The organism is Shinella sp. HZN7, from assembly GCF_001652565.1.
In the GTDB taxonomy this organism is placed as follows: Bacteria; Pseudomonadota; Alphaproteobacteria; order Rhizobiales; family Rhizobiaceae; genus Shinella; species Shinella granuli.
Map to the genome: position 1 here is coordinate 469,573 of NZ_CP015737.1, position 26,237 is coordinate 495,809.

Below are 26,237 nucleotides of genomic sequence, written 5' to 3' on the forward strand. Positions count from 1 at the left end.
CATGACAGAGCTTTCGGGAAAGACCGTCCTCATCACCGGCGCGCTCGGCACGCTCGGCCGCGCCCAGGCCGCGCGGCTCGCCCGGGCCGGCGCCAGCCTCCTGCTGCTCGACCGCCCGGCGGCCGAGGGCGGCACGGCCTTCGCGGCGGATATTGCCGCGACACATGATGTGAAGGCAGCCTATGTCGGCGAGGACCTGAACGACCTTGCCGCGGCGGAGCGGCGGGCGGCATCGCTTTCGCGCGAGCATGGCGGCATCGACATCCTCATCAACAATGCGGCGCTGATCATCAACAAGCCGTTCGAGGATTTTTCGCTGGAGGAATACGAGGACCAGGTCCGTGTCAATTCCTCCGCCGCCTTCGCGCTTGTCCGGGCGGTCGCGCCGGCGATGAAGGAAAAGTGCTACGGCAAGATCGTCAATTTCTGCTCGGTCACCCTGAACGGGCGCTGGGACGGCTATGTGCCCTATGTCGCCTCGAAGGGCGCGATGCTGGGCCTGACGAAATCGCTGGCGCGCGAACTCGGGCCGCATGGCGTGCGCGTCAACGCGGTGTCTCCGGGCGCGGTGGTGTCCGAGGCGGAGGCCCGCGTCTTCGCCGATCGCCTGCAGCAGTACAATGACTGGATCCTTGAAAACCAGTCGCTGAAGGCGCGCATCCAGCCGGCGGATGTCGCCGATCTCGTGCATTTCCTCGTCTCGCCGGCCTCCGACATGATTTCCGGCCAGAACATCGCGATCGACGGCGGCTGGTAATGGCGCTCGAACTCGATAACGGGGCGGCGCGCATCCGCGTGCGGCCCGATCTCGGCGCCGGCCTGACATGCTTCGATGTCCGGCATGGCGGCGCCTGGCTGCCGGTCTTCCGCACGGTCGGTCCCGCCACGGCCCATCCCTTCGCGCTGTCCAACATCCTTCTTGTGCCGTTTTCCGGCCGGGTCTCCGGCGGCGGCTTTACCTTCGACGGTGCCTTTCACGCCCTGCCGCGCAACATGGAGACGGAGCCCTATCCGATCCACGGCAACGGCTTTTCCGCCGCATGGACAGAGGCCTCCCGGAGCGACGATTCCATCACCCTGACATTATCATCGGACGGACCGGGGCCGTTCCGCTACGAGGCGACGATGTGCTATCGCCTTGAAGGCACCGGCCTCGTGATGGAACTGAGCCTTGTCAACCGCGCCGAAACACGGCTGCCCTACGGCGTCGGCTTCCACCCCTGGTTCGTGCGCGATGTGGATACGACGCTCGCCGCGCCGTCGAAGGGCGTCTGGCTGGAGCAGCCCGATCACCTTCCGAAGGCTTACGAGCCCATCGCCCGGCATCCGGATATGGATTTCAACGTGCCGCGGTCCCTGCCGCCGCGCTGGATCAACAACTGGTTCGACGGCTGGGATGGCAAGGCGCGTATCGACTGGCCGGCGCGCGGACTGCGGGCCGAGGTCGAGGCAAGCGAGGCGCTGGATCAGTATGTGGTCTTCTCGCCTGCAGCCGATGCCGATTTCTTCTGCTTCGAGCCGGTGAGCCATCCCGTCGATGCCTTCAACCTGCCTGATCGGCCGGACGCCTACGGCCTGAAGGTGCTTTCTCCCGGCGAGGGGCTGGATATCTGGACCCGCATCGCCGTTTCGCCGCACAAGGCGGCCTGACCTCGCAAGACATCCGACCTGCACACCCTGGCAGCCCACATGGTTGCCGGGGCTGATCGCGTGGCCACGGCGGGGGAAGCGTCCGTCAATGCAGCATCTGACGGGGTTTCCAAGGCTTGAAACGGCAATCCATATATGAAAGAATAATTCAAATAAGAATTTCATTGGCGCGACCTTGAGAGCGCAGGAGGAGATGTGCATGCAGGATGAGACGGGACTTCTGGCCGGCCTGACCGTGGTCGATATGAGCCAGTTCCTCTCCGGTCCCTATTGTTCGTTGCGGCTTGCCGATCTCGGCGCCCGCGTCATCAAGATCGAGCGGCCGGATGGCGGCGATCTCTCCCGCCGGCTCTATCTCAGCGACACCGAGATCGGCGGCGATTCGACGCTCTTCCACGCCATCAACCGCGGCAAGGAAAGCCTCGGCATCGACCTGAAGAACCCCGATGACCTCGCCTTCCTGCGCAGGCTTCTCGGCAAGGCCGACGTGCTCATCCAGAATTTTCGCCCGGGGGTCATCGAACGCCTCGGGCTCGATCATGCGGCCGTCAGGGCGATCAACCCGGCGATCGTCTATGCCTCGATCAGCGGCTATGGCGAGGATGGTCCCTGGGTCATGCGGCCGGGGCAGGATCTCCTGGCGCAGGCGCGCTCCGGCCTGATGTGGCTGAACGGCGACGAGACGCAGGGGCCGGTGCCCTTCGGCCTTGCGGTCGCCGACATGCTCGCCGGCGCCAATGCCTGCCAGGGCATTCTTGCCGCCCTCGTGCGCCGCGGCATGTCCGGCAAGGGTGCCCATATCCAGACGAGCCTGCTCGAAAGCCTCATCGATTTCCAGTTCGAGGTGCTGACCACCCATCTCAACGACGGCGGCCGCAAGCCGAAGCGCTCGGATTTCCGCAGCGCGCATGCCTATCTCTCCGCGCCCTACGGCGTCTATCCGGCAAGGGACGGCTACCTCGCGATCGCCATGACGCCGCTCGGCCACCTGCAGGATCTGCTGCAGATCGAGGCGCTGGCGCCCTATCGCGACGACAGCAAGGCCTGGTTCACCGCGCGCGATGCGATCAAACGGATCATCGCCGGCCGCATCGCGACCGGGACCGTCGAGCATTGGCTCTCCATCCTGGAGCCTGCCGACATCTGGTGCTCGAAGGTGCTGGAATGGCCGGAGCTTCTGGCCAGCGACGGTTTCCGCATCCTCGATATGCTGCAGACGGTAACGCGCGAGGATGCGGTTTCGATCGGCACGACCCGCTGCCCCGTGCGCGTGAACGGCCGGCGCCCTCTCGGCCATCGCGCCGCGCCGCGCGTCGGCGAGCACTCGGCAGCGATCCGCGCGGAGTTCGCGTGATGGGCGCGATCACGCTGAGGGGCATGACCTGGAGCCATCCGCGCGGCTACGACCCGATGGTGGCCTGTGCGCAGGACTGGCGCGCCAGAACCGGCATCTCCATCGAATGGGACAAGCGCTCGCTGCAGGATTTCGAGAGCTTTCCGGTCGAGGACCTCGCCCGCCGCTACGACCTCATCGTCATCGATCATCCGCATGTCGGGCAGATCACGGCGGAAGGCTGCCTCACGCCGCTGGACCTGCCCGGCCGCGAGATGGCCTTCGCGGCCCTTGCTGGCGGCAGCGTTGGCCTCTCGTTCCCGAGCTACAACTGGCAGGGCCGCCAATGGGCCTTCCCGATCGACGCGGCCACCCAGGTGCTCGCCTTCCGGTTGGATCGGCTGGGCAGGGCACCGGGCACATGGGCGGAGGTGCTGGATCTGGCAAAGGCCGGTGAAATGCTGCTGCCGCTACGCCCGCCGCATTCCCTGATGTGCCTCTTCACGCTCTGCGGCAATCTCGGCCGGCCCTGCGCGGTGGAACGGGATCAGCCCTTCGTCGATGCCGAAATCGGCGTGCAGGCGATCGAAATGATCCGGGAGCTTGCCACGCTCGCCGACCCTGCCTGTACCGGCATGGATCCCATCGCCGTGCTGGACCGGATGGGCGAGGCTGGATCGCGCTACAGTCTCTCGCCGTTGATCTACGGTTATGTCAGCTACTCGCTCGCCGGCTTCCGGGCAAATCGCATCGCCTTTGCCGACATGCCGGTTGCCGGCAGCAAGGGGCCGGTTGGCTCAGCACTCGGCGGCACGGGCATCGCCGTCTCCGCCTTCTCGGCGCAGCGCGAGGCGGCCGTGGATTTCGCTTATTGGATTGCGGCTGGGCCGCAGCAGGCGGGCCGCTACTGGCAGGCCGGCGGCCAGCCCGGCCATGCGGCAGGCTGGGAGGACGAGGCGGCCAATGCCGCGACGCTCGGCTTCTATCGCAACACGCGCCGGACGCTGGAGGGCGCCTGGCTGCGCCCCCGGCACGCCGGCTACATGCCCTTCCAGGAGGCCGCCTCGCAGCGCATCAACCAGGCCGTGACGGGCCGCGAGCCGGCGGCAAAGGCCGTTGCGGACCTCAATGCGCTCTTCCTGAAAAGTTTTGCGGGGGACGGGTGAGCCTTCGCCGCGCTGGCGAATCATGCCTTCAGATGCGAAGCCTGTTGCTCCTCGGCATTGAAGCCGGCGCCTGCCATTTCCGAGAGCCTGCGCGTCGTCTCGCCCAGCAACTGGATGGTCGTCGAGATATCCGGCGCGACCGGCGTGTTGATCAGGGTGATATAGGGGATCGTCAGGGCGGCGATCGCCCGGCCGTCCGCGCCGAGCACGGGCGCCGAAAGGTTGATGACGCCCGCGGTCTGGGCGCTCGGCATCATTTCGTAGCCGCGCGAGCGGATGAGATCGAGCCGCGCCAGGAATTCCGGCGTGACGCGCATGTCCGTGCCGCCGTCGCCCACATGCTCGGCGATCATGCGCAGGCGCTCTTCCGGCGAGCGGAAGGCGAGCAGCGCGTGGCCGGATCCCGTGTCGAACAGGCCGATGCGCGAGCCGACGCGGATCGAGATGCCCCAATAGCCGGGCGCCTCCTGCTGGGCGATGACGACGGGATTGCCGCGGTCGAAGACGACGAGCTGGTTGGCCTGGCGCGAGGCTTCGGCCAGTTCGCGCATCAGCGGCACGGCGAAGGAGACGAGCCGGCGCACCGGCGCGTGCAGTTGCGCGAGGCCGAAGAGTTTCAGGGTCAGCGAGAAGCGGTCGCCGTCGATGCGGGTGACGTAGCCGCGTTTCACCAGCCGGTCGAGCATGCGGTAGAATTCGTTCGGACTGCGATCGAGCCGCTTGGCGATCTCCGCCTGGGTGAGCCCGCCATCGACGCCGGCGAGAAGCTCCAGGATGTCGAGGCCCTTGTCGAGCGCCGGCGCCCTGTAGCGATCGTTTTCCTCGTCCGACACCCGAATTCCTCCAGTGAATGAGTAAATTCATATACGCAGAAATAGGGCGTGACAATCCCGGGATGCCGATTTCCGCTTGACGATATGTGAATAGTAAGTTTGTATATGAATGAAGCTCTTATTGGTAAGGGCTGGCGAAAAGCCAATGGGAGGAGAAGATGACGAGATTTCTAGCCGGCGTGGCCGCCGGTGCCGTGATCTGCGCTTGGGCGGGCGCTGCGCTTGCCGCCGATCTGCCGGGAAAGTTCGAGGGTGTGACCGTCGATGCGAAGCTCATCGGCGGCCAGCAGTATGAAGCGCTCTATGCGCGCATCGCCGAATGGGAGAAGGCGACCGGCGCGAAGGTGAACGTTCTTTCCAAGAAGAACCATTTCGAGCTGGACAAGGAGATCAAGTCGGACATCGCGACCGGCAACATCACCTGGTGCGTCGGCTCGAACCATTCGTCCTTCGCCCCGCAATACCCCGACATCTACACCGATCTTTCGGCGCTGCTGCCGAAGGAGGAGATCGACGCCTTCGTGCCGGCCAACATCGCGTCCTCGACGCTCGACGGCAAGCTGGTGATGCTGCCGCGCGCGCAGTTCGACGTTTCCGCGCTCTACTACCAGAAGAGCCTTTATGAGGACGACGCGAAGAAGGCGGCATTCAAGGAGAAATACGGCTACGACCTCGCCCCGCCGGACACCTGGCAGCAGGTCGCCGACCAGGCGATCTTCTTCGCCAATCCGCCGGATTTCTACGGCACGCAATATGCCGGCAAGGAGGAGGCGATCAACGGCCGCTTCTATGAGATGCTGGTCGCCGAGGGCGGCGACTATCTCGACGCCGACGGCAAGCCGGCCTTCAACTCGGAAGCGGGCGTTCGCGCGCTCGACTGGTTCGTCAACCTCTACAAGGCGAAGGCCGTGCCGGTCGGCACGACCAACTATCTGTGGGACGACCTCGGCCAGGGCTTTGCCTCCGGCACCATCGCCGTCAACCTCGACTGGCCTGGCTGGGCGAGCTTCTTCAACGACCCGAAGTCGTCGAAGGTCGCCGGCAATGTCGGCGTGAAGGTGCAGCCGGCAGGCTCCTCCGGCAAGCGCACCGGCTGGTCCGGCCACCACGGTTTTTCCGTGACGGAAAGCTGCGCCAACAAGGAAGCCGCCGCCTCGCTCGTCTGGTTCCTCACCAACGAGGACAGCCAGAAGCTGGAATCGTCCGCCGGTCCGCTGCCGACGCGCACGGCCGTCTGGGATTACAATATCCAGCAGGCGGAGAGCGATGCCTATCGCAAGGAAGTCCTGATCGCCTTCCAGGAAGCGGCGAAGCACGCCTTCGCCGTGCCGCAGACGCCGGCCTGGATCGAGATCTCCAACGCCGTCTATCCGGAGCTGCAGGCCGCCATCCTCGGCGACAAGACCTCTAAGGAAGCGCTGGACGCGGCAGCCGAGAAGGCGACGCAGATCCTTGAGGATGCGGGCGCGCTCTGAGGCAAGCTTGCCCCTCACCCTAACCCTCTCCCCGCAAGCGGGGAGAGGGGACGTGCCCCACGAACGGGCATTGGTTGAGGAAACCGGCACGGCATATCCCCTTCGCCCCGCTTGCGGGGAGAAGGTGGCCGGCAGGCCGGATGAGGGGCTATGCCTTATCCGCAACCTCTCCTGCGTCATGGTCGGGCTTGACCCGACCATCCACCCTATGCCGGTGGGTGGGCTCGGCACCGCGCCCCAAGCAAACAAACCAGCGGCCGCCCCCAGCGGCCGCTTCTTGAAATACGGCGGCGTCCGGAAAGGGCGACCGACCAGAGCATATCCAAGAGGCATTCATGAAAGGCTGGAGGCCACCGGCGCCGTTTCTGCTTCTGCTGCCCGCCATCGTGGTGCTCGCGGCCGTCGTCATCATTCCGCTCATCCTGTCGCTCTATTCGAGCTTCACGCCCTTCCGGCTGACGCAGCCCGCCTCGCTCTATACCTTCGTCGGCTTCCGCAATTATGCGCGCATCCTGACGGATCTCGAATTCTGGACGGCGTTCGGCCGCACCGTGCTCTTGCTCACCGTCGCGCTGAATGTCGAAATGCTGCTCGGCCTCGGCCTTGCCATGCTGGTGGAGAAGGCGACGAGCGGACAGCGGCTGCTGAGAACCATCATGATGTTCCCAATGATGTTCTCGCCGATCCTCGTCGGCTTCCAGTTCAAGTTCATGTTCAACGACAATATCGGCCTCGTGAACAACGCCCTGCAATCGCTCGGCCTGACGGACCAGGCGATCCCCTGGCTGATCGACGGCACGCTCGCCTTCACCGCGATCCTCATCGCCGAAATCTGGTCGTCCACCTCGGTCTTCGCCATCCTCATCCTCGCGGGCCTGCTCGCCATGCCGAAGGAGCCGATCGAGGCGGCGCGCGTCGACGGCTGCACGCCCTGGCAGACCTTCCGATACGTCACCTGGCCGTTCATCATGCCGTTTGCCTATATCGCCATGACCATCCGCTCGCTCGATGTCGCGCGCGCTTATGACATCGTGAAGATCATGACGGACGGCGGGCCAGCCAAGCGCACCGAGCTGCTGTGGACGCTCGTCTCGCGCACCGCCTATGCCGATGCCCGCATGGGTCTCGCCAATGCCATGGCCTATGTCGCGATCCTGCTTTCCATCCTCTTCACCGTCTATTTCTTCCGCAAGCTTGCGGCGGCGCGGACCCAGATCGCGGCCGAATGGTAAGGGGGGAGTGGTAAAGATGAACGAGAACACGAAAGCCCGTCTCAACGGCCTTCTCCTCTCCGCCGCGCACAAGATCGGCCTCTTCCTGGCGATGACCGTCATCTGCCTGCCGGGCCTGTGGATCGTGCTCGCCTCCTTCCGCCCGACGGTCGAGATCATGGCGAAGCCGCCGGTCTGGATCCCCGAGGACCTGTCCTTCGATGCCTATGTCGCGATGTTCTCCGGCGTCGGGCAGGGCGGCATTCCGGTCATCGAATATTTCCGCAATTCGCTGATCATCTCCGTCACCTCGACGGCGATCGCGCTCGCCATCGGCATGGCCGGCGGTTATGCCTTCGCGCGCTTCCGCTTCAAGGCGAAGTCGTCGATCTTCCTCGGCCTGATGCTGACGCGCACGGTGCCGGGCATCGCGCTCTCGCTGCCGCTGTTCTTCGTCTATTCGAAGCTCGGCATCATCGACACGCATTTCGGGCTGATCATGGCCTATGTGGCGCTCAACGTGCCCTTCACCATCTGGCTGATCGACGGTTTCTTCCGCCAGGTGCCGAAGGATCTCGCCGAGGCCGCGCAGATCGACGGGTGCACGCGCTGGCAGGCCTTCTGGCAGGTGGAGTTCCCGCTCGCCGGCCCCGGCATCGCGTCGGCCGGCATCTTCGCCTTCCTCACCTCGTGGAACGAGTTCGCGCTCGCCTCGCAGCTCACCCGTTCCGTCAATTCCAAGACGCTGCCCGTCGGCCTGCTCGACTATACGGCGGAGTTCACCATCGACTGGCGCGGTATGTGCGCGCTGGCGGTGATCATGATCATTCCCGCCCTCGTGCTGACCTTCATCGTGCAGAAGCATCTGGTGTCCGGCCTCACCTCCGGCGCAGTCAAAGGATAATCCATGGCAACCGTTTCCCTCGAAAAGCTGGTCAAGCGCTACGGCGCGGTCGAAGTGGTCCATGGCATCGATCTCGACGTCGCAGACCGCGAGTTCATCGCCCTCGTCGGCCCCTCCGGCTGCGGCAAGTCGACGACGCTGCGCATGATCGCCGGGCTGGAACCGATCTCCGGCGGCAATCTCAGGATCGGCGGCAAGATCGTCAACGACCTGCCGCCGCGCGCGCGAAATCTCGCCATGGTCTTCCAGTCCTACGCGCTCTATCCGCACATGACCGTGCGCGAGAACATGGGCTTCTCGCTGAAGATCGCCGGCCAGAAGCCGGAGGAGATCGCCCCGCGCGTCGAAGAGGCGGCAAAAACGCTCGACCTCACGCATCTCCTCGACCGCCGACCCTCGCAACTGTCAGGCGGCCAGCGCCAGCGCGTCGCCATGGGCCGTGCCATCGTGCGCCAGCCGGAAGTCTTCCTCTTCGACGAGCCGCTGTCGAACCTCGATGCGAAGCTGAGGACCCAGATGCGCGTCGAGATCAAGAAGCTGCACGCCAAGGTGCAGTCGACGGTGATCTACGTCACGCACGACCAGGTGGAGGCGATGACGCTCGCCGACCGCATCGTCATCATGCGCGACGGTCATATCGAGCAGGTCGGCACGCCGGAGGATGTGTTCCAGCGGCCGAACTCGAAATTCGTCGCCGGCTTCATCGGTTCGCCGCCGATGAACCTCAAGGACGCCGAGATCGCCGATGGCCATGTGGTCTTTTCCAATGGCGACCGCCTGCCGCTGCCGTGCCGCTTCCGGGACCGGGTGACGGCCGGCCAGAAGGTGACTTTCGGCCTGCGCCCGGACGATCTCTATCCCGCCGGCCACGGCATCCATTCCGGCGAGGATGCCGATGTATACAGGCACGACCTGCGCGTCATCCTCACCGAGCCGCTCGGCAACGAAACCCTCGTCTTCTCCGATTTCGGCGGCGCGGAATGGGTCGGCCGCATGCTGAACCCGCGGCGCCTTGCGTCCGGCGAAGCGCTGCCCTTCTGCTTCGATCTCTCCCAGGCTCACCTCTTCGACGGTGAGACCGGCAAGACGCTCAGGGGCTGACATGGCGAGGATCGAACGCATCGAGCTGAAAATGGTCGACCTTCGCCCGAAGGTCGAGCGCACGGACGCCATCCAGAGCTTCGTTTCCCAGGAAACGCCGCTCGTCACCATCACCGACAGCGACGGGGCGGTCGGCACCGGCTACAGCTACACGATCGGCACCGGCGGCTCCTCCGTCATGCGGCTTCTGGCCGATCATCTCGCGCCGCGCCTCCTCGGCCGCGACGCCGACCGGATCGAGGCGATCTGGCACGAGCTGGAATTCGCGACCCACGCGACGACCATCGGTGCGATCACCTCGATCGCGCTCGCCGCCATCGATACCGCGCTCTGGGATTTGCGCGCGCGAAAACAGAACCTGCCGCTCTGGAAGCTCGCCGGCGGCGCGAAGGACCGCTGCCCGCTCTACACGACCGAGGGCGGCTGGCTGCACATTCCGGTGGAGGCGCTCGTCGAGGATGCGCTGGACGCCAAGGCGAAGGGTTTTTCCGGCTCCAAGGTGAAGATCGGCAAGTCGCACGGGTCCGAGGATCTTGCGCGCCTTTGCGCTGTGCGCAAGGCGGTCGGCGACGGCTACGAGATCATGACGGACGCCAACCAGGGTTTTTCAGTCGACGAGGCGATCCGCCGCGCCGAGCGCCTGCGCGACCTCGATCTCGGCTGGATCGAGGAACCGTTGCCGGCGGACGACATCGACGGCCATGTCCGCCTCAACCGCGCGACGGCGACGCCCATCGCCGTCGGCGAATCGCTCTATTCGATCCGCCATTTCCGCGAATACATGCAGAAAGGCGCGTGCTCCATCGTGCAGGTCGATGCCGGCCGCATCGGCGGCATCACGCCCTGGCTGAAGGTGGCGCATGCGGCGGAGGCCTTCGATATGCCGGTCTGCCCGCATTTCCTGATGGAACTGCATGTCAGCCTGACCTGCGCGGTGCAGAACGGCAAATATGTCGAATACATTCCGCAGCTCGACGACATCACCACCTCGCGCTTGACCATCGAGAACGGCATGGCGCTCGCACCCATGACGCCCGGCCTCGGCATCGACTGGGACTGGGATGCGATCCGCGCCCGCTCGATTGCCGAATTCGAGCGCGAAATCCGGGAAAGGGTCTAGGACATGCAGCGCATCGGCATGGTGATCGGCGTGAAGCCGGAGAAGATCGAAGACTACAAGCGCCTGCACGCCGCCGTCTGGCCGGAGGTGCTGGCGATGATTTCCGCCTGCAATATCAGGAACTATTCGATCTTCCTGAAGGAGCCGGAGAACCTGCTCTTCTCCTTCTTCGAATATCACGGCGGCGACTATGCCGCCGACATGGCGAAGATGGCCGCCGACCCGAAGACGCAGGAATGGTGGGCCGTCTGCATGCCCTGCCAGTCGCCACTGGAGACGCGGAAGGATGGCGAGTGGTGGGCGGGCATGGAAGAGGTGTTCTTTCATGCGTGAATCTCCGCGCTCGCCCCTCACCCCAACCCTCTCCCCGCTCGCGGGGAGAGGAGACGTGCCCTGCGACCGGTCGCAATATGCTGAAAACAGCGCGACATCCCCTTCTCCCCGCTTGCGGGGAGAAGGTGGCGGCAGCCGGATGAGGGGCGCACGTGTGCTGCGGGAGCTGAAGCCATGACCTTTGACCCCGAAACCCTCACCCAATCCTGGCCGCTGCCGGCGAACCCGCGTCCCATCGTCACCTTCGGGGCCGGCTCGATCGTCGGCGACGCGCATTATCCGGCCTATCGCAAGGGCGGCTTCCCGATCGCCGGGCTCTATGATCCGGACCACGACAAGGCGAAGGCGCTCGCCGAAAGGTGGGGCGTCACGGCCTACCGCACCGTGGAGGAAGCCGCGTCCGTCGAGAACGCCATCTTCGATCTCGCGACGCCCCCGGCCGCGCATGCGAACGTGCTGGCGGTGCTGCCGGAGGGCGCGGCGGCGCTGATCCAGAAGCCGATGGGCGCCGACCTTGCCGCTGCGACGGAGATTCTGACGATCTGCCGCGACAGGAAGCTCAAGGCGGCCGTCAATTTCCAGCTTCGTTTCGCGCCGATGATGCTGGCGCTGAAGGACGCCATCGCCAAGGGGCTGCTCGGCGAGGTCGTCGATTTCGACGTCCATCTGGCGCTCGATACGCCCTGGCAGCTCTGGTCCTTCCTCGAAGGCCTGCCGCGCATCGAGATCGCCATGCACTCGATCCATTATCTGGATGTGATCCGCCAGGTGCTGGGCGATCCCGGGGGCGTGCACGCCAAGTCGATCGGCCACCCGAACCACGGGATGGCGCAGACGCGCACCACGGCGATCCTCGACTATGGCGACCGTGTCCGCTGCGCCCTTTCGATCAACCACGATCACCGATTCGGCCGCAGGCATCAGGCCTGCGAATTCCGCGTCTCGGGCACGCAGGGCGCGGCCTATCTCCAGCTCGGCGTCAATCTCGATTATCCGCGCGGCGAACCGGACATTCTGGAGATCCATCCCAAGGGCGGCGACGGCTGGGTGCCGGTGCCGCTGGAGGGAACGTGGTTCCCGGACGCCTTCGTCGGCCGCATGGCGAACCTTCAGCGTTTCGTGTCGGGCGAGGATGCGGAACTCGTCTCCTCGGTGGAGGATGCATGGATGACCATGGCGCTCGTCGAGGCGGCCTATGCCTCCAGCGCGGCGCCCGCGACGCCGCTCGCCGCACGGCCCTAGACAGGAACAGCCATGGAACAGGTCAAATATTTCGAAGAGTATGAAATCGGCGAGGGGCGCAAGACGAGCGGCCGCACCATCACCGAGACCGATTTCGTCGTGCATGCCGGCCATACGGGCGATTTCTTCCCGCACCACATGGATGCCGAATTCATGAAGACGCAGCCTTTCGGCCAGCGCATCGCCCATGGCACGATGGTGTTTGCGATCGGTGTCGGGCTGACGGCGAGCGTCATCAATCCTGTTGCATTTTCCTACGGTTATGATCGCATGCGCTTCATCAGGCCGGTCTTCATCGGTGATACGATCCACACCCGCGTGACGATATCAGGCAAGGAGGATGATCCGAAACGCGCCGGCTTCGGCCGGGTGATCGAGCGCACGGAAGTCGTCAACCAGAAGGGCGAGGTCGTTCTCGCCGCAGACCATATCTACGTCGTCGAGCGCCGCCCGGGCGCCTGACGCACCACAAGGAGCCATCATGAGCCTTTCCCTTCAAGACAAGCGCGTCCTCATCACCGCCGCAGGCCAGGGCATCGGCAAGGCGAGCGCCATCGCCTTCGCCCGCGCCGGCGCCAAGGTCGTCGCGACCGATATCAATGCCGATGCGCTGAAAAGCCTTGCGGGCGAGGCAGGCATCGAGACCTATGTGCTCGACGTCCTGAGCGAGGAGGCCGTCAACCGCGTGGTCTCGGCGACCGGCTCGTTCGACGTGCTCTTCAACTGCGCCGGCTTCGTGCATGCCGGCACGATCCTCGACATGCCGGACAAGGACCTCGACTTCGCCTTCGATCTCAATGTCCGCGCCATGGTGCGCACCATTCGCGCCGTGCTGCCGGCGATGCTGGAGAAGAAGGGCGGCGCGATCATCAACATGGCCTCGGTCGCCTCCAGCGTGAAGGGCGTGCCGAACCGGGCGGCCTATACCATCACCAAGGCGGCGGTCGTCGGGCTTACCAAGTCGGTGGCGGCCGACTACGTGGCTGAGGGCATCCGCTGCAACTGCATCTGCCCCGGCACGGTGGAAAGCCCCTCGCTGCAGGATCGCCTGCGCGCGCAGGGCGACTACGAGACGGCGCGCGCGGCCTTCATCGCCCGCCAGCCGATCGGCCGCATCGGCACGCCGGAAGAGATCGCCGACCTCGCCGTCTATCTCGCGAGCGCCACCTACACGACCGGACAGGCCTACGCCATCGACGGCGGCTGGACCATCTGAGACATTTTTTAGCCGGCAGAGCGCCGGCCATTGCAAGGGCCGCACCATGACCAAGATCACCAGCCTTCGCTCGATCGACCTGCGCTTTCCCACTTCGCAGAGCCTCGACGGCTCGGACGCCATGAACCCGGATCCGGACTATTCGGCCGCCTATGTGGTGCTCGGCACGGATGCGCCCGGCCTCGAAGGCCATGGCCTTACCTTCACCATCGGCCGCGGCAACGAGATCTGCTGCCTGGCGATCGAGGCGATGAAGCATCTGGTGGTCGGCCTCGACCTTGCCTGGGTGCGCGAAAATCCCGGCCGCTTCTGGCGCCATGTCACGAGCGACAGCCAGTTGCGCTGGATCGGTCCGGACAAGGGCGCGATGCATCTGGCGACCGGCGCGGTGGTGAATGCCGTCTGGGACCTCCTGGCCAAGCAGGCGGGCAAGCCGGTCTGGCGGCTCGTCGCCGAGATGCGCCCGGAGGAGATCCTTTCGATCATCGACTTCCGCTACCTGACGGATGCGCTGACGCCGGAGGAGGCGTTGGCCATCCTGGAGAAGGCGGAAGCCGGCAAGGCGGAGCGCATCGCGACGCTGGAGAAGGAAGGGTATCCCTGCTACACGACCTCGGCGGGCTGGCTCGGCTATGACGACGAGAAGCTGCGCCGCCTTTGCCAGGAGGCCGTCGACCAGGGGTTCACCCATATCAAGATGAAGGTCGGCCGTGACCTCGAAGACGACAAGCGGCGCCTGCGCATCGCCCGCGAGGTGATCGGCGACGAGCGCACCATGATGATCGACGCCAACCAGATCTGGGAGGTGGGGCAGGCGATCGACTGGGTTTCGGAGCTGAAACCCTACAAGCCCTTCTTCATCGAGGAGCCGACGAGCCCGGACGACATCGCCGGCCACAGGGCGATCCGGCAGGCCGTTCATCCGGTCAAGGTGGCGACGGGCGAGATGTGCCAGAACCGCATCATCTTCAAGCAGATGATCGCCGGCGGCGCGATCGACATCGTGCAGATCGACAGTTGCCGCATGGGCGGCCTCAACGAAGTGCTCGCCGTGCTGCTGATGGCGGCGAAATACGGCCTGCCGGTCTGGCCGCATGCCGGCGGCGTCGGCCTGTGCGAATATGTCCAGCATCTGTCGATGATCGACTACATCGCCGTGTCCGGCACGAAGGAGGGCAGGGTGATCGAATATGTCGACCACCTGCACGAGCATTTCGTCGACCACTGCCGCATCGAGAACGCCGCCTATATGCCGCCCGCGCGGCCGGGTTTCTCCATCGAGATGAAGCCGGAGTCGATCGCGGCCTATACGTTCGGGTGACGAGGGGCGGGGCGGCTGTCCCCGCCGCCCCTTCGACAGGCGGATATCAGGACACGGGCTTGAGGGTGCCGTCCATCACGAAGCGGGGCGTCTCCTCCGGGCGATCATGGACCTGCCAGCGGATGGCGTTCGCGCCGATGTGGAATACGGCGGTCGCCAGCGTGTTCTCGTGGTCCGGGTCGTCCGGCTGCGCGCGGTAGATGGGCAGCGGCGATACGGCCTTGTCCCACAGGATGGCGTGTGGATCCCGCAGGCCTTCCCCGCCCTCGGCGATGATTTGGTCCCCGCGCTGCTGCCGGGACCGGGAGGAGCCGGTGATCACCTGTCGTTCGCCGGCCATGCCGGCATGAACGAGGTGGTTGGCGTGGCATTGCGGGCGGTCGAGCGTGACGGCGGAGCAGTGCTCGTGGGTGAATTCCACGCCGACAAGCCGCGGATCGCCCCTTTGCCCGAGCGTCATGTGGAACGCGCCGGCGCGTTCCGAACGCTCCAGCAGGCGGACGGCCGCGTCGATCGACGGGCAATCCAGCAGGGCGCGCCCGAGCACCATGCGCGGCAGGCCGGCGCCGACACCGCGCGAGCGGATGTTGTTGACGGTCTGGACGAGACCCGTCGCCGTCACCGCAAAGGTGTGGCCGGGGATCGAGGCCGGGTAGACGAAGCTGGTGAAGGCCGTGCCGCCCTCGGGGCGGATATGGGCGAGCGCGCAATGGCCGCGAAAGCCGGGATCGCCGTCCTCGTTGTGGGCGAGCAGCGGTTCGGCACCCGGTATCTGCACCGTCGTGCAGCCATCCGGCGCGAAGGCCCAGAGGTCGCCGCGGCAGTTCCACAGGAAGACGTCGTCGAAGGGAAGATCGAGGCCGAGGGCGAGGCCCTGCAGTTCCGCCCAACAGGCGGGGAAGCGGGCCTCCACCATCCGGCGCATCGCGGCAACGCGCGGATCCGCGCGAAAGGCGAGGACCGAGGCCCAGGCATGGCCGTGCACGAGGTGGCGATGGGCGATGTCGCGGCCGAAACGGCCGAGCTGGAGGCCGATCTCCCGCGGCATGCCGGCGATCTCGATGTAACCCAGCCGGTTGTCAGTGGACATGCTGCAAGAACTCCCGCAGGCGTGGATTTTCCGGATTGGCGAGCAGGTCGGCCGGCTTGCCGTCGACGGAGATCTTGCCATCCTCCATGAAGATCAGCCGCGTACCGACCTGGCGGGCAAAGGCCATTTCGTGCGTGACCACGATCATCGTCATGCCCTCCTCGGCGAGCGCCTGCATGACGCGCAGCACCTCGTGGCGCAGTTCCGGGTCGAGCGCGGAGGTCGGCTCGTCGAACAGCATCAGCTTCGGCTTGACGGCCAGCGCCCGGGCGATCGCCACGCGCTGCTGCTGGCCGCCGGAAAGCTCGGCCGGATAGTGGTGGCCGCGCTCGGCAAGGCCGACCTTGGCGAGCAGCGCCCTGGCCTGCTCCTCGGCCTCGGCACGGCTGATGCCGCGCACCCGTCGGGGGCCGAAGGCGACGTTTTCCAGCGCCGTCATCTGCGGGAAGAGGTTGAACTGCTGGAAGACCATGCCGGCCTCCTGGCGGATGAGGCGAACCTGCGAGCGGCCGGCCTTGACGCTGATATTGTCGACGACGAGATCCCCGCCGTTGATCTCCTCCAGCGCGTTGATGCAGCGAAGCAGCGTCGACTTTCCCGAGCCGGACGGGCCGATCAGCACGACCACCTCGCCCTTGTCGATGTTGAGGTCGACCTCGCGCAGCACCACGACGGGGCCGAAGGTCTTGGTGACGTTTCGAAATTCCACGATGCTCACAGAATCCGCATCCTCTTTTCGGTGACGCGCAGGATCAGCGTCAGGGTTCCGGTCATCAGGAGGTAAAGGATCGCCACCGCGCTCCAGATCTCGACCGCGCGGAAGTTGGCGGCCATGATCTCCTGGCCCTGGCGGGTGAGTTCGCCGACGCCGATGACGATGAACAGCGAGGTGTCCTTGAGGCTGACGATGAACTGGTTGCCGAGCGGTGGGATCATCCGCCGGAAGGCGACGGGGCCGATGATGTAGACCAGTACCTTCCACAGCGGCAGGCCGAGCGCCAGGCCGGCCTCCTTCAATCCCCTGTGCACGGAGAGGAAGGAGCCGCGCACGATCTCCGCGATATAGGCGCCGGCATTGACGACGATCGCCGTGACGGCGGCGGTCATCGGATTGACGCGGATATCGGCGAGAACCGGCAGCGCGAAATAGATGAACATCACCTGCACGACGATCGGCGTGCCGCGGATGAGCTCGATATAGGCAAAGGCGATGGCGTTCAGGAACGCATTGCCATAGGCGCGCATCAGGCCCGCGACGAAGCCCACGGCAAGGCCGCCCACGAGGCCGGCAAGGGTGATGAGGATGGTAAGGCGTGCGCCGCTCAACAGGGCGGGCATGGCCTCGCCGATGACGGACCAGTCGAATTCCATAAAAGGCTCCCCGGCGTGAGGAGGGCGCGCCAGCCTGCCGGCGCGCCCGGGGCTAAGGCATCAGAGCTTCGGCTCGGTGCCGAACCACTTCTTGTAGATCTCGGTGTAGCGGCCGTCCTTCTTCATGTTGGCGAGGGCGGCGTTCACCTTGGCGACGAGCTCGCTGCCCTTCGGGAAGCCGATGCCGTATTGATGGGCCATCATCTGCTCGCCGACGGCCTTCACCTTGCCGCCGCCGGCGGTCTTCACGTAGTAGAGCACGTTCGGCGTATCGTGCATGGCGGCGTCGACGCGGCCGGTCTGCAGTTCGAGATAGGCATTGTCGATGTTGGGGAACTGGCGCAGCTCCGTCTCCTTGAAGTGCTCCTTGGCGTAGTCCGTCGCCGAGGTGCCGGTCTTGGTGGCGAGGATCTTGCCCTTCAGGTCCTCGGCGCTCGTAACCGTGCTGTCCGCCGGCACCATCAGCAGGAAGCCGCTGTCGTAATAGCCGTCGGAGAAATCGATCGCCTTCTTGCGCTCGTCCTTGATGGTGATGCCGGCGAGCGCGACATCCACCTGCTTGGTCTGGAGCGCGGGGATGATGCCGTTGAAGTCCATCGGCTGCAGCGTGTAGGTGACGCCGATCTCCTTGGCGATGGCATCCCACATGTCTATGTCGAAGCCGACATATTTGTCGCCTTCCTTGAATTCGAAGGGCACGAAGGCCGTGTCGGTGGCGACCACAAGGTCCTCGGCCTGCGCGGCCTGGCCGAAGGTGAGGGCCGATGCGAAGGCGGCAAATAGAATGGTACGCAGTTTCATGGTCGTTCCCCTTTTGCTTGGTTATGCGTGTGGAAGTGTGCTGACGGCGGCATCGATCGCATCGCCCAGCCGCTCGACGATGCGCGTGATGTCCGCGCGCTCGACGATGAAGGGCGGGGCGATCAGCACATGGTCGCCCTGCCGACCGTCGATCGTGCCGCCCATCGGATAGACCATCAGGCCGCGCGCCATGGCTTCCTTCTTGATCAGGACGTTGAGCTTGAATTTCGGGTCGAAGGGCTGCTTGCCGGCGCGATCGGCCACCAGTTCAACCCCGCGGAACAGGCCGCGCCCGCGGATGTCGCCGACATGGTGGTGGTTGCCGAGGCGCTCGACGAGCTGGCTTTCCAGCTCGGCGCCCATCGCAACGACGTTGGCAAGAAGGTTTTCGCGCCGGATGACCTGCTGCACCGCAAGGCCGGCGGCGGCGGCCATCGGATGGCCCATATAGGTGTGTCCGTGCTGGAAGAAGCCGGAGCCGCTGGCGAAGGCCTCGAAGATCTTCTCCGAGAGGAGCACCGCGCCGACCGGCTGGTAGCCGCCGCCAAGCCCCTTGGCGATGGTCATCAGGTCCGGCGCGACGCCGTCCTGTTCGCAGGCATGCAGCGTCCCGGTGCGGCCCATGCCGCACATCACCTCGTCGAGGATGAGCAGCACGCCGTAACGGTCGCAGATGGCGCGGATGCGCTTCAGGTAGTCGGCGACGGGCGGGACCGCGCCGGCCGTGGCGCCGACGACCGTTTCGGCGACGAAGGCGATGACCTCGTCCGCGCCGAGTTCGAGGATCTTGTCTTCGAGCTGCTGCGCGGCACGGGCCGCATAGGCCTCGTCGCTCTCACCGGTCTCCTGCAGGCGATAGGCATAGCACGGGTCGATATGGTGGGTTTCGACGAGCAGCGGCTTGAACTGCGCGCGCCGCCACTCGTTGCCGCCCGCGGCAAGCGCCCCGAGCGTGTTGCCGTGATAGCTCTGGCGGCGCGCGATGATGTGGCGGCGCTGCGGCTCGCCCTTCTCGACGAAATATTGCCGCGCCATCTTCAGCGCCGCCTCGACCGCTTCCGAGCCGCCGCTGACGAGATAGGCGTGGCTCAACCCTGCCGGCGCATCCGCGATCAGCAACTCCGCCAGCGCCTCGGCAGCCTCGGAGGTGAAGAAGCCCGTATGGGCATAGGCGAGCCGGTCGAGCTGTTCGTGCAGGGCGGAAAGGACGGCGGGATGGGCGTGGCCGAGGCAGGAGACGGCGGCGCCGCCCGAGGCGTCGATATAGGCCTTGCCCTTGGCGTCGAACAGCTCGATGCCCCTGCCGCCCACGGCGACCGGCATGCGGGAATGGATGGCGCGATGCAGAAGGCGGGTCACGGGCGCTTCGTCCTCGTCTTGAGATGGGTGTTGAGGGCGGCCGATTGGTGATCGACGGCGGCAAGCGCGGCGCCTGCCGCATCCCCTGCCTGGCCGGCGACCAGCGCGCCCAGCACCTCGGCGACGACGAAGGCCGGCGACATGGTGTGCAGGAACGACGGGCTTTCGGTCGGCACGACCAGCGTGCAGGCGGCAAGCTGGGCGAGGGGGGCGACGAGGCTGTCGGTGATGGCGATCAACGGCACGCCCGCCTCGCCGGCATAATCGGCGATCTCGATCGTCTGGCGCGTATAGGGCAGCACGCTGACCGCGACCATCACGTCCTCGCCGCTCGCGCTGCCGAGCGCATCGGCGCCGATGCCGCCGACGGCATCCAGCATGATCGAGTGTTTTCCCGCGAGCGACAGGATGTAGTGCAGGTGCCAGGCCGGAGAATGGCTGGAGCGCAGGCCGAGGCAATAGATGCGCCGCGCGGCGCCGAGCCGGCGGGCGGCTTCCACCAGCATTTCCAGCGATTGCGGCTGCGAGAGTTGGCCGACCTGCGCGGCGATGCCGCCCAGCATGTCGGCTGCCAGCGTCTGGTCGCCCTTCAGCTTCTGGCTCTTCGCCTGCGCGCCGACGCGGCCGGCAAAGCCCGTCACGTCGCCGCGCATGGCGTCCGCATGGAGCTGGCGGATGTCCTCGTAGCCGGCAAGGCCGAGATGCTTGGCAAGCCGCGTCATGGTGGCGGGCTGCACGCCCGCCTGCCGTGCCTGCTCGCGCATGGACAACAGCGCGACCTCGCGCGGCTGGTTCAGCACATAGCGCGCGGCGGCCCGGAGCTGCTCCGACATCGTGTCGAAGGCCTGGACGATCTGGTCTGCGAGAGGGCCGTTTTGCATGGCGATCGAATACACCTTTCCAAATTGCTTTGCAACAGTTGTTTCATTAATGTAGATATATGATCCATATGAATCATATCCTGGATGCACGATGACAGATTCTCGCGAACCGCGCCGCGTGGCCATTACCGTGGCCCCGAACGGCGGCCGCCGCACCAAGGCGGACCATCCCGCCATCCCCCTGACACCGGGCGAACTGGCGCGCACTGCAGCCGAATGCCTGGACGCGGGCGCCGCCATGATCCACGTCCATGTGCGCCGACCGGATGGCCGTCATCTCCTCGATGCCGATGCCTATGGCGCGGCGATTGCGGCCATCCGCGCGGCGGTGGGCGATCGCCTGGTCATCCAGATCACCACGGAAGCGCTCGGCCTTTATGCGCCGGCCGAGCAGATCGCCGTGCTGAAGGCCGTAAAGCCGGAAGCAGCCTCGCTGGCGTTGCGGGAACTCGCGCCGGATACGGCCACCGAACCCGCCTTCGCCGAGGCGCTCTTCTGGATGAAACGGGAAAACGTCCTGCCGCAGATCATCCTCTACGAGCCGGCGGAGGCGATGCGCCTTGAAGGCATGATCCGCCGCGGCCTCGTGCCCTGGCCGAATATCCCCGTGCTCTACGTGCTCGGCCGCTATACCCTGTCCCAGACCTCGCAGCCCGTCGACCTGCTGCCCTTCCTCGCACCGGATGCGCCGCGCTTTTCGAACTGGAGCGTCTGCGCCTTCGGACGCCACGAGGCGGCCTGCGTTACTGCCGGTGCCCTGCTCGGCGGCCATGTCCGCGTCGGCTTCGAGAACAATCTCTTCAGGCCCGACGGCAGCCTCGCCGCTTCCAACGCCGACCTTGTCGAAACAGTCGCGACGGCCCTCGATCACTTCGGTCACGCGCCGTGCAGCGCTGCGGATGTGCGCGAGAGCTTTGGCGCCCCGACCTGACGCGTTTGAATGCATTGAGCTGCAAGCCTCTGCTTATGCGCCAGAGCGCCTCGGCTTGCGAGGCCCGGAAAACTGTCATACGGAAAGAAGGAGACACGCAGGAGGGGCGCCATGCAGGATCGAAACGCGGCTTTGCGGGAGGACGTGCGGCTCGACGATCCCGAGCGGGCCTATCGTGTCCTGATCGCCGACTTGATCGGCCTGCGGTTCGACGCGGAGGGGCGGCCCGATTTCAGCGAGGTCGCGGCGTATATCGAGGAAAAAGGCGGCACGTTTCACGATGCGGCCTTTGCGGGCGAGGCCCTGCCGCCCGGCATCCATTTCTTCTACCAGCCGGATATCAGCACCGAGGTGGAGATCCTGGCGCAGACGTCGCGCGGTCAATATGACGCCCTCATCGCCGCCGCGACCTTCATCCCGCGGCTGGCGGTCTTTCCGCTCGGCGGCGTGCGCATCGGCGCGGGCACCGGCAATATGGGCTCGCTCTCCTGGGGCGGTGGCAATGGCGAGGGCGGCATCGCGCCCCTCATGAATACGCCCGGCATCAACAGCCGCGCGACGGCGCAGATGGTGATGAAGGCGCTTTTGAAGGTGACGCCGGACCTGCCGGTCGATGTTCTGCACGAACGCGTGGCGAACGGCGATTTCGACACGGGCCGCGACCTCAAATCCTACCCGACCGCCAAGCTGGAGGGACGTCGCATGGCGGTCATCGGCTATGGCAATATCGGCCGTGAAGTGGCCAGGCTCGCCCGCGCCTTCGGCATGCAGGTGGCGATCCATGCGCGTCCGAAGCACCGTCAATGGATCGAGGCGGAGGGCTTTGACTACGCCAGCTATCCGGCAGAGGCCGCGAGCGGGGCGGATGCGCTGTCCGTCCATGTCGGCCTCGGCCGGCTCGATCCGGTGACGCGCGCCTATGCCAATGCCGGCATCGTCGGTGACGCCGTGCTCTCGGCGATGAACCGCGGTGCCGTCGTCGTCAACTACGACCGCGGTGAGGTGGTGGATGCCGGCGCGCTCGACCGGGCGCTCGCCTCCGGCCAGCTCCGTCATGCCGCCATCGACGCCGATCTTTTCAAGGATGCGCAGAGCGGCGCGCTCAGCGGGCCGATGCTGCCCTATCTGACGCTCGCCGCCCGGCATCCCGGCAAACTCGAACTCCTGCCTCATGCGGCGGCCGATACGGACCATCCCTCGCGCGTCGCCGGCGCCTGCCAGGCTGTCGACCAGATCATCGATGTCATCCGCCATCGCCGCGTCCGCAATCTCAAGGGCGACCTGCCGGAGGGCTATGTCGATGCCGGGGCGAAGGTGCCGCACGGCATCGGGCGCGTCACGACCGCAACGCTCGCCGCCGCCGTCGCCGATCCGCGGTTCTCCGAGCTGCACGGTGTCTCGCGCGAAATCTTCGATACGCTGGAAGCCATCGTCGAGGCGGTGGACGAGGGCATGACGCACCAGCCGGCGGCCGGCGACGTCGTTGCGCTCACCCATCTCCTGTTGCGCCAGCGGCGGCTTCTCGAAGCGCTCGGGCTGGACGGCCCGGCGGAGGCCTGAGGCGGTTCGGGGGAACTTTCGTCGTCACCGCCAGTTCCCTTCCTGACACGATCTTCAGGGAGTGACCGCCATGACCCATCAGCAAGACGAACGCGGCGATCCGCTGACCCGCACCCATGATCCCGCCCGGAAAGACTATGCCGCGCGGGAAACCCGACAGGGCGGCCTCGGGCGGCCGGTGCTGAAAGTGCTCGGCATCAGCCTGGCGCTCGCCTTCCTCGTCTGGGGGGCGGTCGAGATCTGGGGCGAAAGCGCCGATCCCACGGTCGATACGGAACAGACGTCCTCCGCCTCCGACGGCACGCAGACGCCGACCCAGGATACGATCGACGATAGCGTCCCCGGCGGTGGCGAGACCGTTCCGACGGATCGCGATCCCAATGCGGATTCCAGCACCGGCGGACAGAGCCAGCGCGTGACGCCCGACGGCACGGGCAACTGACCGCGCCGGGGATCAGGGCATGGCCGGCGCATCCGCGTGCCGGCCATATCGCTTCATCACCGCCACCAGTTCGTCGTGCCGGATGGCGTCGACGCGCAGACGGTCATGCGGCGTGCCGCCGCTGTCCTTCGCCGCCAGCATGGCATTGACGACGGCCTCCTCCACGCTTTCCACCGCCGCCAGATAGACCGGATCGAGCTGTTCGTCGTTGACCATGTCGAGGGCGAGCAGCGCCGGTGCGCGATGGGCCATCGGCTGCGGATTGGCGGTGGAGAAGGCGAGGAAGATGTCGCCGGAATTGTTGCCGCCGGGCGTGCCGTTGCGGCCGATGCCGATGGCGGCGCGGCGGGCGAGGCGCTTTAGCTGGTGCGGGGCCATCGGCAGGTCCGTGGCGATGACGACGATGATCGAGCCGCGCTCCTTGAGCTGGCTTTGCGGCGTGTTGTCCTGGAGATGTTTTCCGACCGGCACACCGCAGATCGTCAGCCAGTCGCGCTGGCCGTGGTTGGCCTGCACCAGCGTGCCGATCGTATAGTCCTTGTCTCCGACCGTGACGACACGGGAGGCGGTGCCGGTGCCGCCCTTGAAACCATAGGCGATCATGCCCGTGCCGCCGCCGCAATTGCCTTCCGCGACGGGGCCGGAGGAGAGGTTTTTCAGAGCTGCCCGGGCATCCGCCTCCGTCACCGGCATGGCATTGATGTCGCTGAGCACGCCGTCATAGGTCTCGGCGATGACAGGCATCAGCCAGAGGAAATCGCCCACCTCGTAGGTCGAGGCATAGCGCTCCAGCATCCAGCGGATCGTTGCATGATGGGTGATGCCGACGCCGTGGGTGTTGGTGATCATGACAGGCCCCAGGAACGTGCCGCCGTCCTCGATCCAGTGGGTGCCGGTCATCTCGCCATTGCCGTTGAAGCGGTGCACGCCGGCATAGACGGGGACGGGCGTCGGGCTCTCGCTATGGGGCAGGATGGCGGTGACGCCGGTGCGCACCGGGAGTTTGCGGCCGGGGCGTGGGGTTTCCTCGACAATGGTGCGGAAGCCGACGGTGATGCCTTCCACATCGGTGATGGCGTTGAACGGGCCGGTGCGGCCGGTGAAGGGCAGGCCGAGGGTGCGGGCGCGGGGTTTTGCTGTCTGGGTCATGGTCATTTCTGCCGGGAGCGGAGATAGAGGCCGAGCGAGGCGACGACGAAGGAGAAGGTCAGCATCATCACGGCGATGGCGTTGATCTCCGGCTTGATGCCGCGCCGGAGCATGGCGAAGATGAACATCGGCAGGGTCGTCACGTCGACGCCGGCGATGAAATAGGTGATCACCAGATCGTCCATCGAGATGATGAAGGCGAGCAGCGCGCCGCCGACGATGCCCGGCAGGAGCTGCGGGAACACCACCTTGCGGAAGGTCGTCCATTCGTTTGCGCCGAGATCGGCCGAGGCGTGCTCCAGCGTGCGGTCCATGCCGGCGAGCCGGGCGGAGACGACGATGAAGACGTAGGAGATCAGGAAGGTGCACTGACCGATGATGATCGTCTTCAGGCCGAGATTGACGCCGGCATTGACGAAGAAGATCAGGAGCGCGATGCCGAGAACGATATCCGGCATCAGCATCGGCATGAACATGACGACGCGGTAGAAGCGCCTGCCAAAAAAGTCGAAGCGGTAGAGGGCGATGGCGATCGCCGTGCCGAGCACGGTGGCGATCGTCGTCGTCGAGGCGGCGATCATCAGGCTGTTCCAGACGGCCTGGACGAGCTGGTCGGTCGATTCGATATAGAGCGCGTTTTCCGAGACCGTCGTCTTGAAGCCGAGGACCTGGGCGTACCATTCGGTGGTGAAGCCGGTCCAGGTCATCATGTTGATCGGGTTGGAATTGAACGAATAGACCGCGATCAGCATCAGCGGAATGTAAATGAAGGCGAAGAACAGCGCGGTATAGGCGATCAGGCTGCCGCGGGCGAGGGAGGCGAAGATCTTCATCGAAAAGCCTCCTCAGCGCCCGGTCGCGGCATCGATGCCGCGGCGACCGGAAACGATGACATAGGCGAAGAGCAGGACGAGCATCACGCTCATCACCATCATGGCGAGCGCCGAGCCGAAGGGCCAGTTGCGCGCGGCGAGGAACTGCTGTTCGATGAGGTTGCCGAGCATCATCACCTTCGCCCCGCCGAGGATGGCCGGCACGACGAAATTGCCGAGCGCCGGGATGAAGACGATCACCGCCCCGCCGGCAATGCCGGGCGCCGTCAGCGGCAGGATGATGCGCAGGAACGTGCGGATCGGCCCGGCGCCGAGATCGAGCGAGGCGCGCACCAGCGTCCAGTCGAGTTTTTCGACGCTGGCATAGACCGGCATGAACATGAAGGGGATGAAGACATAGACCATGCCAAGCACGATCGCGCCGTCCGTATAGATCAGCTCCAGCGGCCGGGCGACGACGCCGGTGTTCAGCAGCACCGCGTTGACGAGGCCGGTCTGGCGCAGGATGAGCACCCAGATGAACAGCCGCACGATCAGGCTGGTGAAGAAGGGCAGGGTGATGAGGAACAGGCAAAAGTTCTTCCAGCGTTCCGAAAGCCGGCTGATACAGAAGGCGGCCGGGTAGCAGACGAGGAGCGTGGCGACGACGGTGAGCGCCGCGATCTTCAGCGAGCGCAGGAAGATGGCGATATAGACCGGATCGAAATCCTCGAACATCGGATCGGCGAAGCCGAGGATGCGGCCGTAATTGTGCGGATACCAGGTCCACTCCACCCCGCCATAGAGGCCGGGCGCCAGAAAGCTCGTCACGATCATGATGGCGAGCGGGCCGAGGAAGAAGACGGCGAGGAACAGCGAGACCGGCCCGAGCAGCAGGCCGAGCTGGGCGCGGCGGCGAAAGGCGATCGACGACAT

26 protein-coding genes and 1 pseudogene are annotated in these 26,237 nt (G+C 65.7%); 17 read left to right on the forward strand and 10 right to left on the reverse strand.

The window, feature by feature from the left end:
• The first annotated feature begins 1 nt into the window (after nucleotide 1).
• The 4 genes from shn_RS24525 to shn_RS24540 all read left to right on the forward strand — a co-directional run bounded on the left by shn_RS24525 (nucleotide 2) and on the right by shn_RS24540 (nucleotide 4,149).
• Nucleotides 2–757 (forward strand): SDR family oxidoreductase, encoded by a 756-nt coding sequence (locus shn_RS24525; RefSeq protein ID WP_064333120.1) that lies wholly within the window; start codon nucleotides 2–4, stop codon nucleotides 755–757.
• Nucleotides 757–1,650 (forward strand): aldose 1-epimerase, encoded by an 894-nt coding sequence (locus shn_RS24530; RefSeq protein ID WP_064333121.1) that lies wholly within the window; start codon nucleotides 757–759, stop codon nucleotides 1,648–1,650. The genes shn_RS24525 and shn_RS24530 overlap by 1 nt, the downstream gene beginning before the upstream one ends.
• Nucleotides 1,651–1,849: 199 nt before the next feature.
• Nucleotides 1,850–3,004, forward strand: coding sequence for a CaiB/BaiF CoA-transferase family protein (locus shn_RS24535; protein ID WP_064333122.1), 1,155 nt, complete (start codon nucleotides 1,850–1,852; stop codon nucleotides 3,002–3,004).
• Nucleotides 3,004–4,149: an extracellular solute-binding protein gene (locus tag shn_RS24540; protein ID WP_064333123.1), complete on the forward strand. Its 1,146-nt coding sequence runs from the start codon at nucleotides 3,004–3,006 to the stop codon at nucleotides 4,147–4,149. Before shn_RS24535 ends, shn_RS24540 begins: the two co-directional genes overlap by 1 nt.
• Before the next feature lie 20 nt (nucleotides 4,150–4,169).
• Here the strand turns inward: shn_RS24540 and shn_RS24545 are convergent, their stop codons facing one another.
• The gene (locus tag shn_RS24545; RefSeq protein WP_064333124.1) at nucleotides 4,170–4,982 is read right to left on the reverse strand and encodes an IclR family transcriptional regulator; all 813 of its coding nucleotides are present in this window, start codon (nucleotides 4,980–4,982) and stop codon (nucleotides 4,170–4,172) included.
• A 158-nt stretch (nucleotides 4,983–5,140) separates the two neighbouring features.
• Between shn_RS24545 and shn_RS24550 the strand changes: the two genes are divergently transcribed.
• The 10 genes from shn_RS24550 (at nucleotide 5,141) to shn_RS24595 (ending at nucleotide 14,905) form a co-directional block, all read left to right on the forward strand.
• A complete protein-coding gene (locus tag shn_RS24550; RefSeq protein ID WP_064333125.1) occupies nucleotides 5,141–6,457 on the forward strand; it encodes a sugar ABC transporter substrate-binding protein in 1,317 nt (438 codons plus the stop codon).
• 335 nt (nucleotides 6,458–6,792) lie between these two features.
• The gene (locus shn_RS24555) at nucleotides 6,793–7,689 is read left to right on the forward strand and encodes a carbohydrate ABC transporter permease (RefSeq protein WP_064333126.1); all 897 of its coding nucleotides are present in this window, start codon (nucleotides 6,793–6,795) and stop codon (nucleotides 7,687–7,689) included.
• A gap of 16 nt (nucleotides 7,690–7,705) precedes the next feature.
• Entirely contained in the window at nucleotides 7,706–8,572 is an 867-nt protein-coding gene (locus shn_RS24560; protein WP_064333127.1) for a carbohydrate ABC transporter permease, read from the forward strand.
• Between the two features lie 3 nt (nucleotides 8,573–8,575).
• Nucleotides 8,576–9,673 carry an ABC transporter ATP-binding protein gene (locus shn_RS24565; protein ID WP_064333128.1) on the forward strand — a complete coding sequence of 366 codons (1,098 nt, stop codon included), beginning with the start codon at nucleotides 8,576–8,578 and terminating at the stop codon, nucleotides 9,671–9,673.
• A 1-nt stretch (nucleotide 9,674) separates the two neighbouring features.
• Entirely contained in the window at nucleotides 9,675–10,793 is a 1,119-nt protein-coding gene (locus shn_RS24570) for a mandelate racemase/muconate lactonizing enzyme family protein (RefSeq protein WP_064333129.1), read from the forward strand.
• A 3-nt stretch (nucleotides 10,794–10,796) separates the two neighbouring features.
• Nucleotides 10,797–11,126, forward strand: coding sequence for an L-rhamnose mutarotase (locus tag shn_RS24575; protein WP_064333130.1), 330 nt, complete (start codon nucleotides 10,797–10,799; stop codon nucleotides 11,124–11,126).
• Between the two features lie 174 nt (nucleotides 11,127–11,300).
• Nucleotides 11,301–12,368 (forward strand): Gfo/Idh/MocA family protein, encoded by a 1,068-nt coding sequence (locus tag shn_RS24580; protein ID WP_064333131.1) that lies wholly within the window; start codon nucleotides 11,301–11,303, stop codon nucleotides 12,366–12,368.
• A 12-nt stretch (nucleotides 12,369–12,380) separates the two neighbouring features.
• Nucleotides 12,381–12,830, forward strand: a complete 450-nt coding sequence (locus tag shn_RS24585; RefSeq protein WP_064333132.1) for a MaoC/PaaZ C-terminal domain-containing protein — start codon at nucleotides 12,381–12,383, stop codon at nucleotides 12,828–12,830.
• A gap of 19 nt (nucleotides 12,831–12,849) precedes the next feature.
• On the forward strand, nucleotides 12,850–13,584 hold the full coding sequence (locus tag shn_RS24590; RefSeq protein WP_064333133.1) for an SDR family oxidoreductase: 735 nt from the start codon (nucleotides 12,850–12,852) through the stop codon (nucleotides 13,582–13,584).
• 46 nt (nucleotides 13,585–13,630) lie between these two features.
• Nucleotides 13,631–14,905 carry an L-fuconate dehydratase gene (locus shn_RS24595; protein WP_064333134.1) on the forward strand — a complete coding sequence of 425 codons (1,275 nt, stop codon included), beginning with the start codon at nucleotides 13,631–13,633 and terminating at the stop codon, nucleotides 14,903–14,905.
• A gap of 46 nt (nucleotides 14,906–14,951) precedes the next feature.
• Here shn_RS24595 and shn_RS24600 read toward each other — a convergent pair whose 3' ends face one another.
• The 6 genes from shn_RS24600 to shn_RS24625 are packed head-to-tail and all read right to left on the reverse strand — an operon-like array spanning nucleotide 14,952 to nucleotide 20,407.
• Nucleotides 14,952–15,995, reverse strand: a complete 1,044-nt coding sequence (locus shn_RS24600; protein ID WP_064333135.1) for a C45 family peptidase — start codon at nucleotides 15,993–15,995, stop codon at nucleotides 14,952–14,954.
• On the reverse strand, nucleotides 15,985–16,713 hold the full coding sequence (gene glnQ / locus shn_RS24605; RefSeq protein ID WP_064333136.1) for a glutamine ABC transporter ATP-binding protein GlnQ: 729 nt from the start codon (nucleotides 16,711–16,713) through the stop codon (nucleotides 15,985–15,987). The genes shn_RS24600 and glnQ overlap by 11 nt, the downstream gene beginning before the upstream one ends.
• Nucleotides 16,710–17,366, reverse strand: coding sequence for a glutamine ABC transporter permease GlnP (gene glnP, locus shn_RS24610; protein ID WP_064333137.1), 657 nt, complete (start codon nucleotides 17,364–17,366; stop codon nucleotides 16,710–16,712). The genes glnQ and glnP overlap by 4 nt, the downstream gene beginning before the upstream one ends.
• Before the next feature lie 60 nt (nucleotides 17,367–17,426).
• The gene (gene glnH, locus shn_RS24615) at nucleotides 17,427–18,167 is read right to left on the reverse strand and encodes a glutamine ABC transporter substrate-binding protein GlnH (RefSeq protein ID WP_064333138.1); all 741 of its coding nucleotides are present in this window, start codon (nucleotides 18,165–18,167) and stop codon (nucleotides 17,427–17,429) included.
• A 21-nt stretch (nucleotides 18,168–18,188) separates the two neighbouring features.
• Entirely contained in the window at nucleotides 18,189–19,526 is a 1,338-nt protein-coding gene (locus shn_RS24620; RefSeq protein ID WP_064333139.1) for an aspartate aminotransferase family protein, read from the reverse strand.
• Nucleotides 19,523–20,407, reverse strand: a complete 885-nt coding sequence (locus shn_RS24625; RefSeq protein ID WP_064333294.1) for a MurR/RpiR family transcriptional regulator — start codon at nucleotides 20,405–20,407, stop codon at nucleotides 19,523–19,525. Before shn_RS24625 ends, shn_RS24620 begins: the two co-directional genes overlap by 4 nt.
• Before the next feature lie 91 nt (nucleotides 20,408–20,498).
• Here shn_RS24625 and shn_RS24630 point away from each other — a divergent pair, with 91 nt between their 5' ends.
• The 3 genes and pseudogenes from shn_RS24630 (at nucleotide 20,499) to shn_RS24640 (ending at nucleotide 23,340) form a co-directional block, all read left to right on the forward strand.
• On the forward strand, nucleotides 20,499–21,338 hold the full coding sequence (locus shn_RS24630) for a 3-keto-5-aminohexanoate cleavage protein (RefSeq protein ID WP_064333140.1): 840 nt from the start codon (nucleotides 20,499–20,501) through the stop codon (nucleotides 21,336–21,338).
• A gap of 144 nt (nucleotides 21,339–21,482) precedes the next feature.
• Nucleotides 21,483–22,898 (forward strand): annotated as a pseudogene (locus shn_RS24635) (NAD(P)-dependent oxidoreductase); the annotation flags it as partial.
• A gap of 70 nt (nucleotides 22,899–22,968) precedes the next feature.
• Complete coding sequence (locus shn_RS24640) at nucleotides 22,969–23,340, forward strand: hypothetical protein (protein ID WP_064333141.1); 372 nt, start codon at nucleotides 22,969–22,971, stop codon at nucleotides 23,338–23,340.
• 12 nt (nucleotides 23,341–23,352) lie between these two features.
• Here shn_RS24640 and shn_RS24645 read toward each other — a convergent pair whose 3' ends face one another.
• The 3 genes from shn_RS24645 to shn_RS24655 are packed head-to-tail and all read right to left on the reverse strand — an operon-like array spanning nucleotide 23,353 to nucleotide 26,237.
• A complete protein-coding gene (locus shn_RS24645) occupies nucleotides 23,353–24,495 on the reverse strand; it encodes a P1 family peptidase (protein WP_064333142.1) in 1,143 nt (380 codons plus the stop codon).
• Entirely contained in the window at nucleotides 24,492–25,322 is an 831-nt protein-coding gene (locus shn_RS24650; protein WP_064333143.1) for an ABC transporter permease, read from the reverse strand. Before shn_RS24650 ends, shn_RS24645 begins: the two co-directional genes overlap by 4 nt.
• Nucleotides 25,323–25,334: 12 nt before the next feature.
• Nucleotides 25,335–26,237 carry an ABC transporter permease gene (locus shn_RS24655; protein WP_064333144.1) on the reverse strand — a complete coding sequence of 301 codons (903 nt, stop codon included), beginning with the start codon at nucleotides 26,235–26,237 and terminating at the stop codon, nucleotides 25,335–25,337.

Coding starts and splice junctions, on each gene's coding strand:
- shn_RS24525 (WP_064333120.1), top strand. CDS start 2: ATGACAGAGCTTTCGGGAAAGACCGTCCTCATCACCGGCGCGCTCGGC.
- shn_RS24530 (WP_064333121.1), top strand. CDS start 757: ATGGCGCTCGAACTCGATAACGGGGCGGCGCGCATCCGCGTGCGGCCC.
- shn_RS24535 (WP_064333122.1), top strand. CDS start 1,850: ATGCAGGATGAGACGGGACTTCTGGCCGGCCTGACCGTGGTCGATATG.
- shn_RS24540 (WP_064333123.1), top strand. CDS start 3,004: ATGGGCGCGATCACGCTGAGGGGCATGACCTGGAGCCATCCGCGCGGC.
- shn_RS24550 (WP_064333125.1), top strand. CDS start 5,141: ATGACGAGATTTCTAGCCGGCGTGGCCGCCGGTGCCGTGATCTGCGCT.
- shn_RS24555 (WP_064333126.1), top strand. CDS start 6,793: ATGAAAGGCTGGAGGCCACCGGCGCCGTTTCTGCTTCTGCTGCCCGCC.
- shn_RS24560 (WP_064333127.1), top strand. CDS start 7,706: ATGAACGAGAACACGAAAGCCCGTCTCAACGGCCTTCTCCTCTCCGCC.
- shn_RS24565 (WP_064333128.1), top strand. CDS start 8,576: ATGGCAACCGTTTCCCTCGAAAAGCTGGTCAAGCGCTACGGCGCGGTC.
- shn_RS24570 (WP_064333129.1), top strand. CDS start 9,675: ATGGCGAGGATCGAACGCATCGAGCTGAAAATGGTCGACCTTCGCCCG.
- shn_RS24575 (WP_064333130.1), top strand. CDS start 10,797: ATGCAGCGCATCGGCATGGTGATCGGCGTGAAGCCGGAGAAGATCGAA.
- shn_RS24580 (WP_064333131.1), top strand. CDS start 11,301: ATGACCTTTGACCCCGAAACCCTCACCCAATCCTGGCCGCTGCCGGCG.
- shn_RS24585 (WP_064333132.1), top strand. CDS start 12,381: ATGGAACAGGTCAAATATTTCGAAGAGTATGAAATCGGCGAGGGGCGC.
- shn_RS24590 (WP_064333133.1), top strand. CDS start 12,850: ATGAGCCTTTCCCTTCAAGACAAGCGCGTCCTCATCACCGCCGCAGGC.
- shn_RS24595 (WP_064333134.1), top strand. CDS start 13,631: ATGACCAAGATCACCAGCCTTCGCTCGATCGACCTGCGCTTTCCCACT.
- shn_RS24600 (WP_064333135.1), bottom strand. CDS start 15,995: ATGTCCACTGACAACCGGCTGGGTTACATCGAGATCGCCGGCATGCCG.
- glnP (WP_064333137.1), bottom strand. CDS start 17,366: ATGGAATTCGACTGGTCCGTCATCGGCGAGGCCATGCCCGCCCTGTTG.
- glnH (WP_064333138.1), bottom strand. CDS start 18,167: ATGAAACTGCGTACCATTCTATTTGCCGCCTTCGCATCGGCCCTCACC.
- shn_RS24625 (WP_064333294.1), bottom strand. CDS start 20,407: ATGCAAAACGGCCCTCTCGCAGACCAGATCGTCCAGGCCTTCGACACG.
- shn_RS24630 (WP_064333140.1), top strand. CDS start 20,499: ATGACAGATTCTCGCGAACCGCGCCGCGTGGCCATTACCGTGGCCCCG.
- shn_RS24640 (WP_064333141.1), top strand. CDS start 22,969: ATGACCCATCAGCAAGACGAACGCGGCGATCCGCTGACCCGCACCCAT.
- shn_RS24645 (WP_064333142.1), bottom strand. CDS start 24,495: ATGACCATGACCCAGACAGCAAAACCCCGCGCCCGCACCCTCGGCCTG.
- shn_RS24650 (WP_064333143.1), bottom strand. CDS start 25,322: ATGAAGATCTTCGCCTCCCTCGCCCGCGGCAGCCTGATCGCCTATACC.
- shn_RS24655 (WP_064333144.1), bottom strand. CDS start 26,237: ATGTCGTCGATCGCCTTTCGCCGCCGCGCCCAGCTCGGCCTGCTGCTC.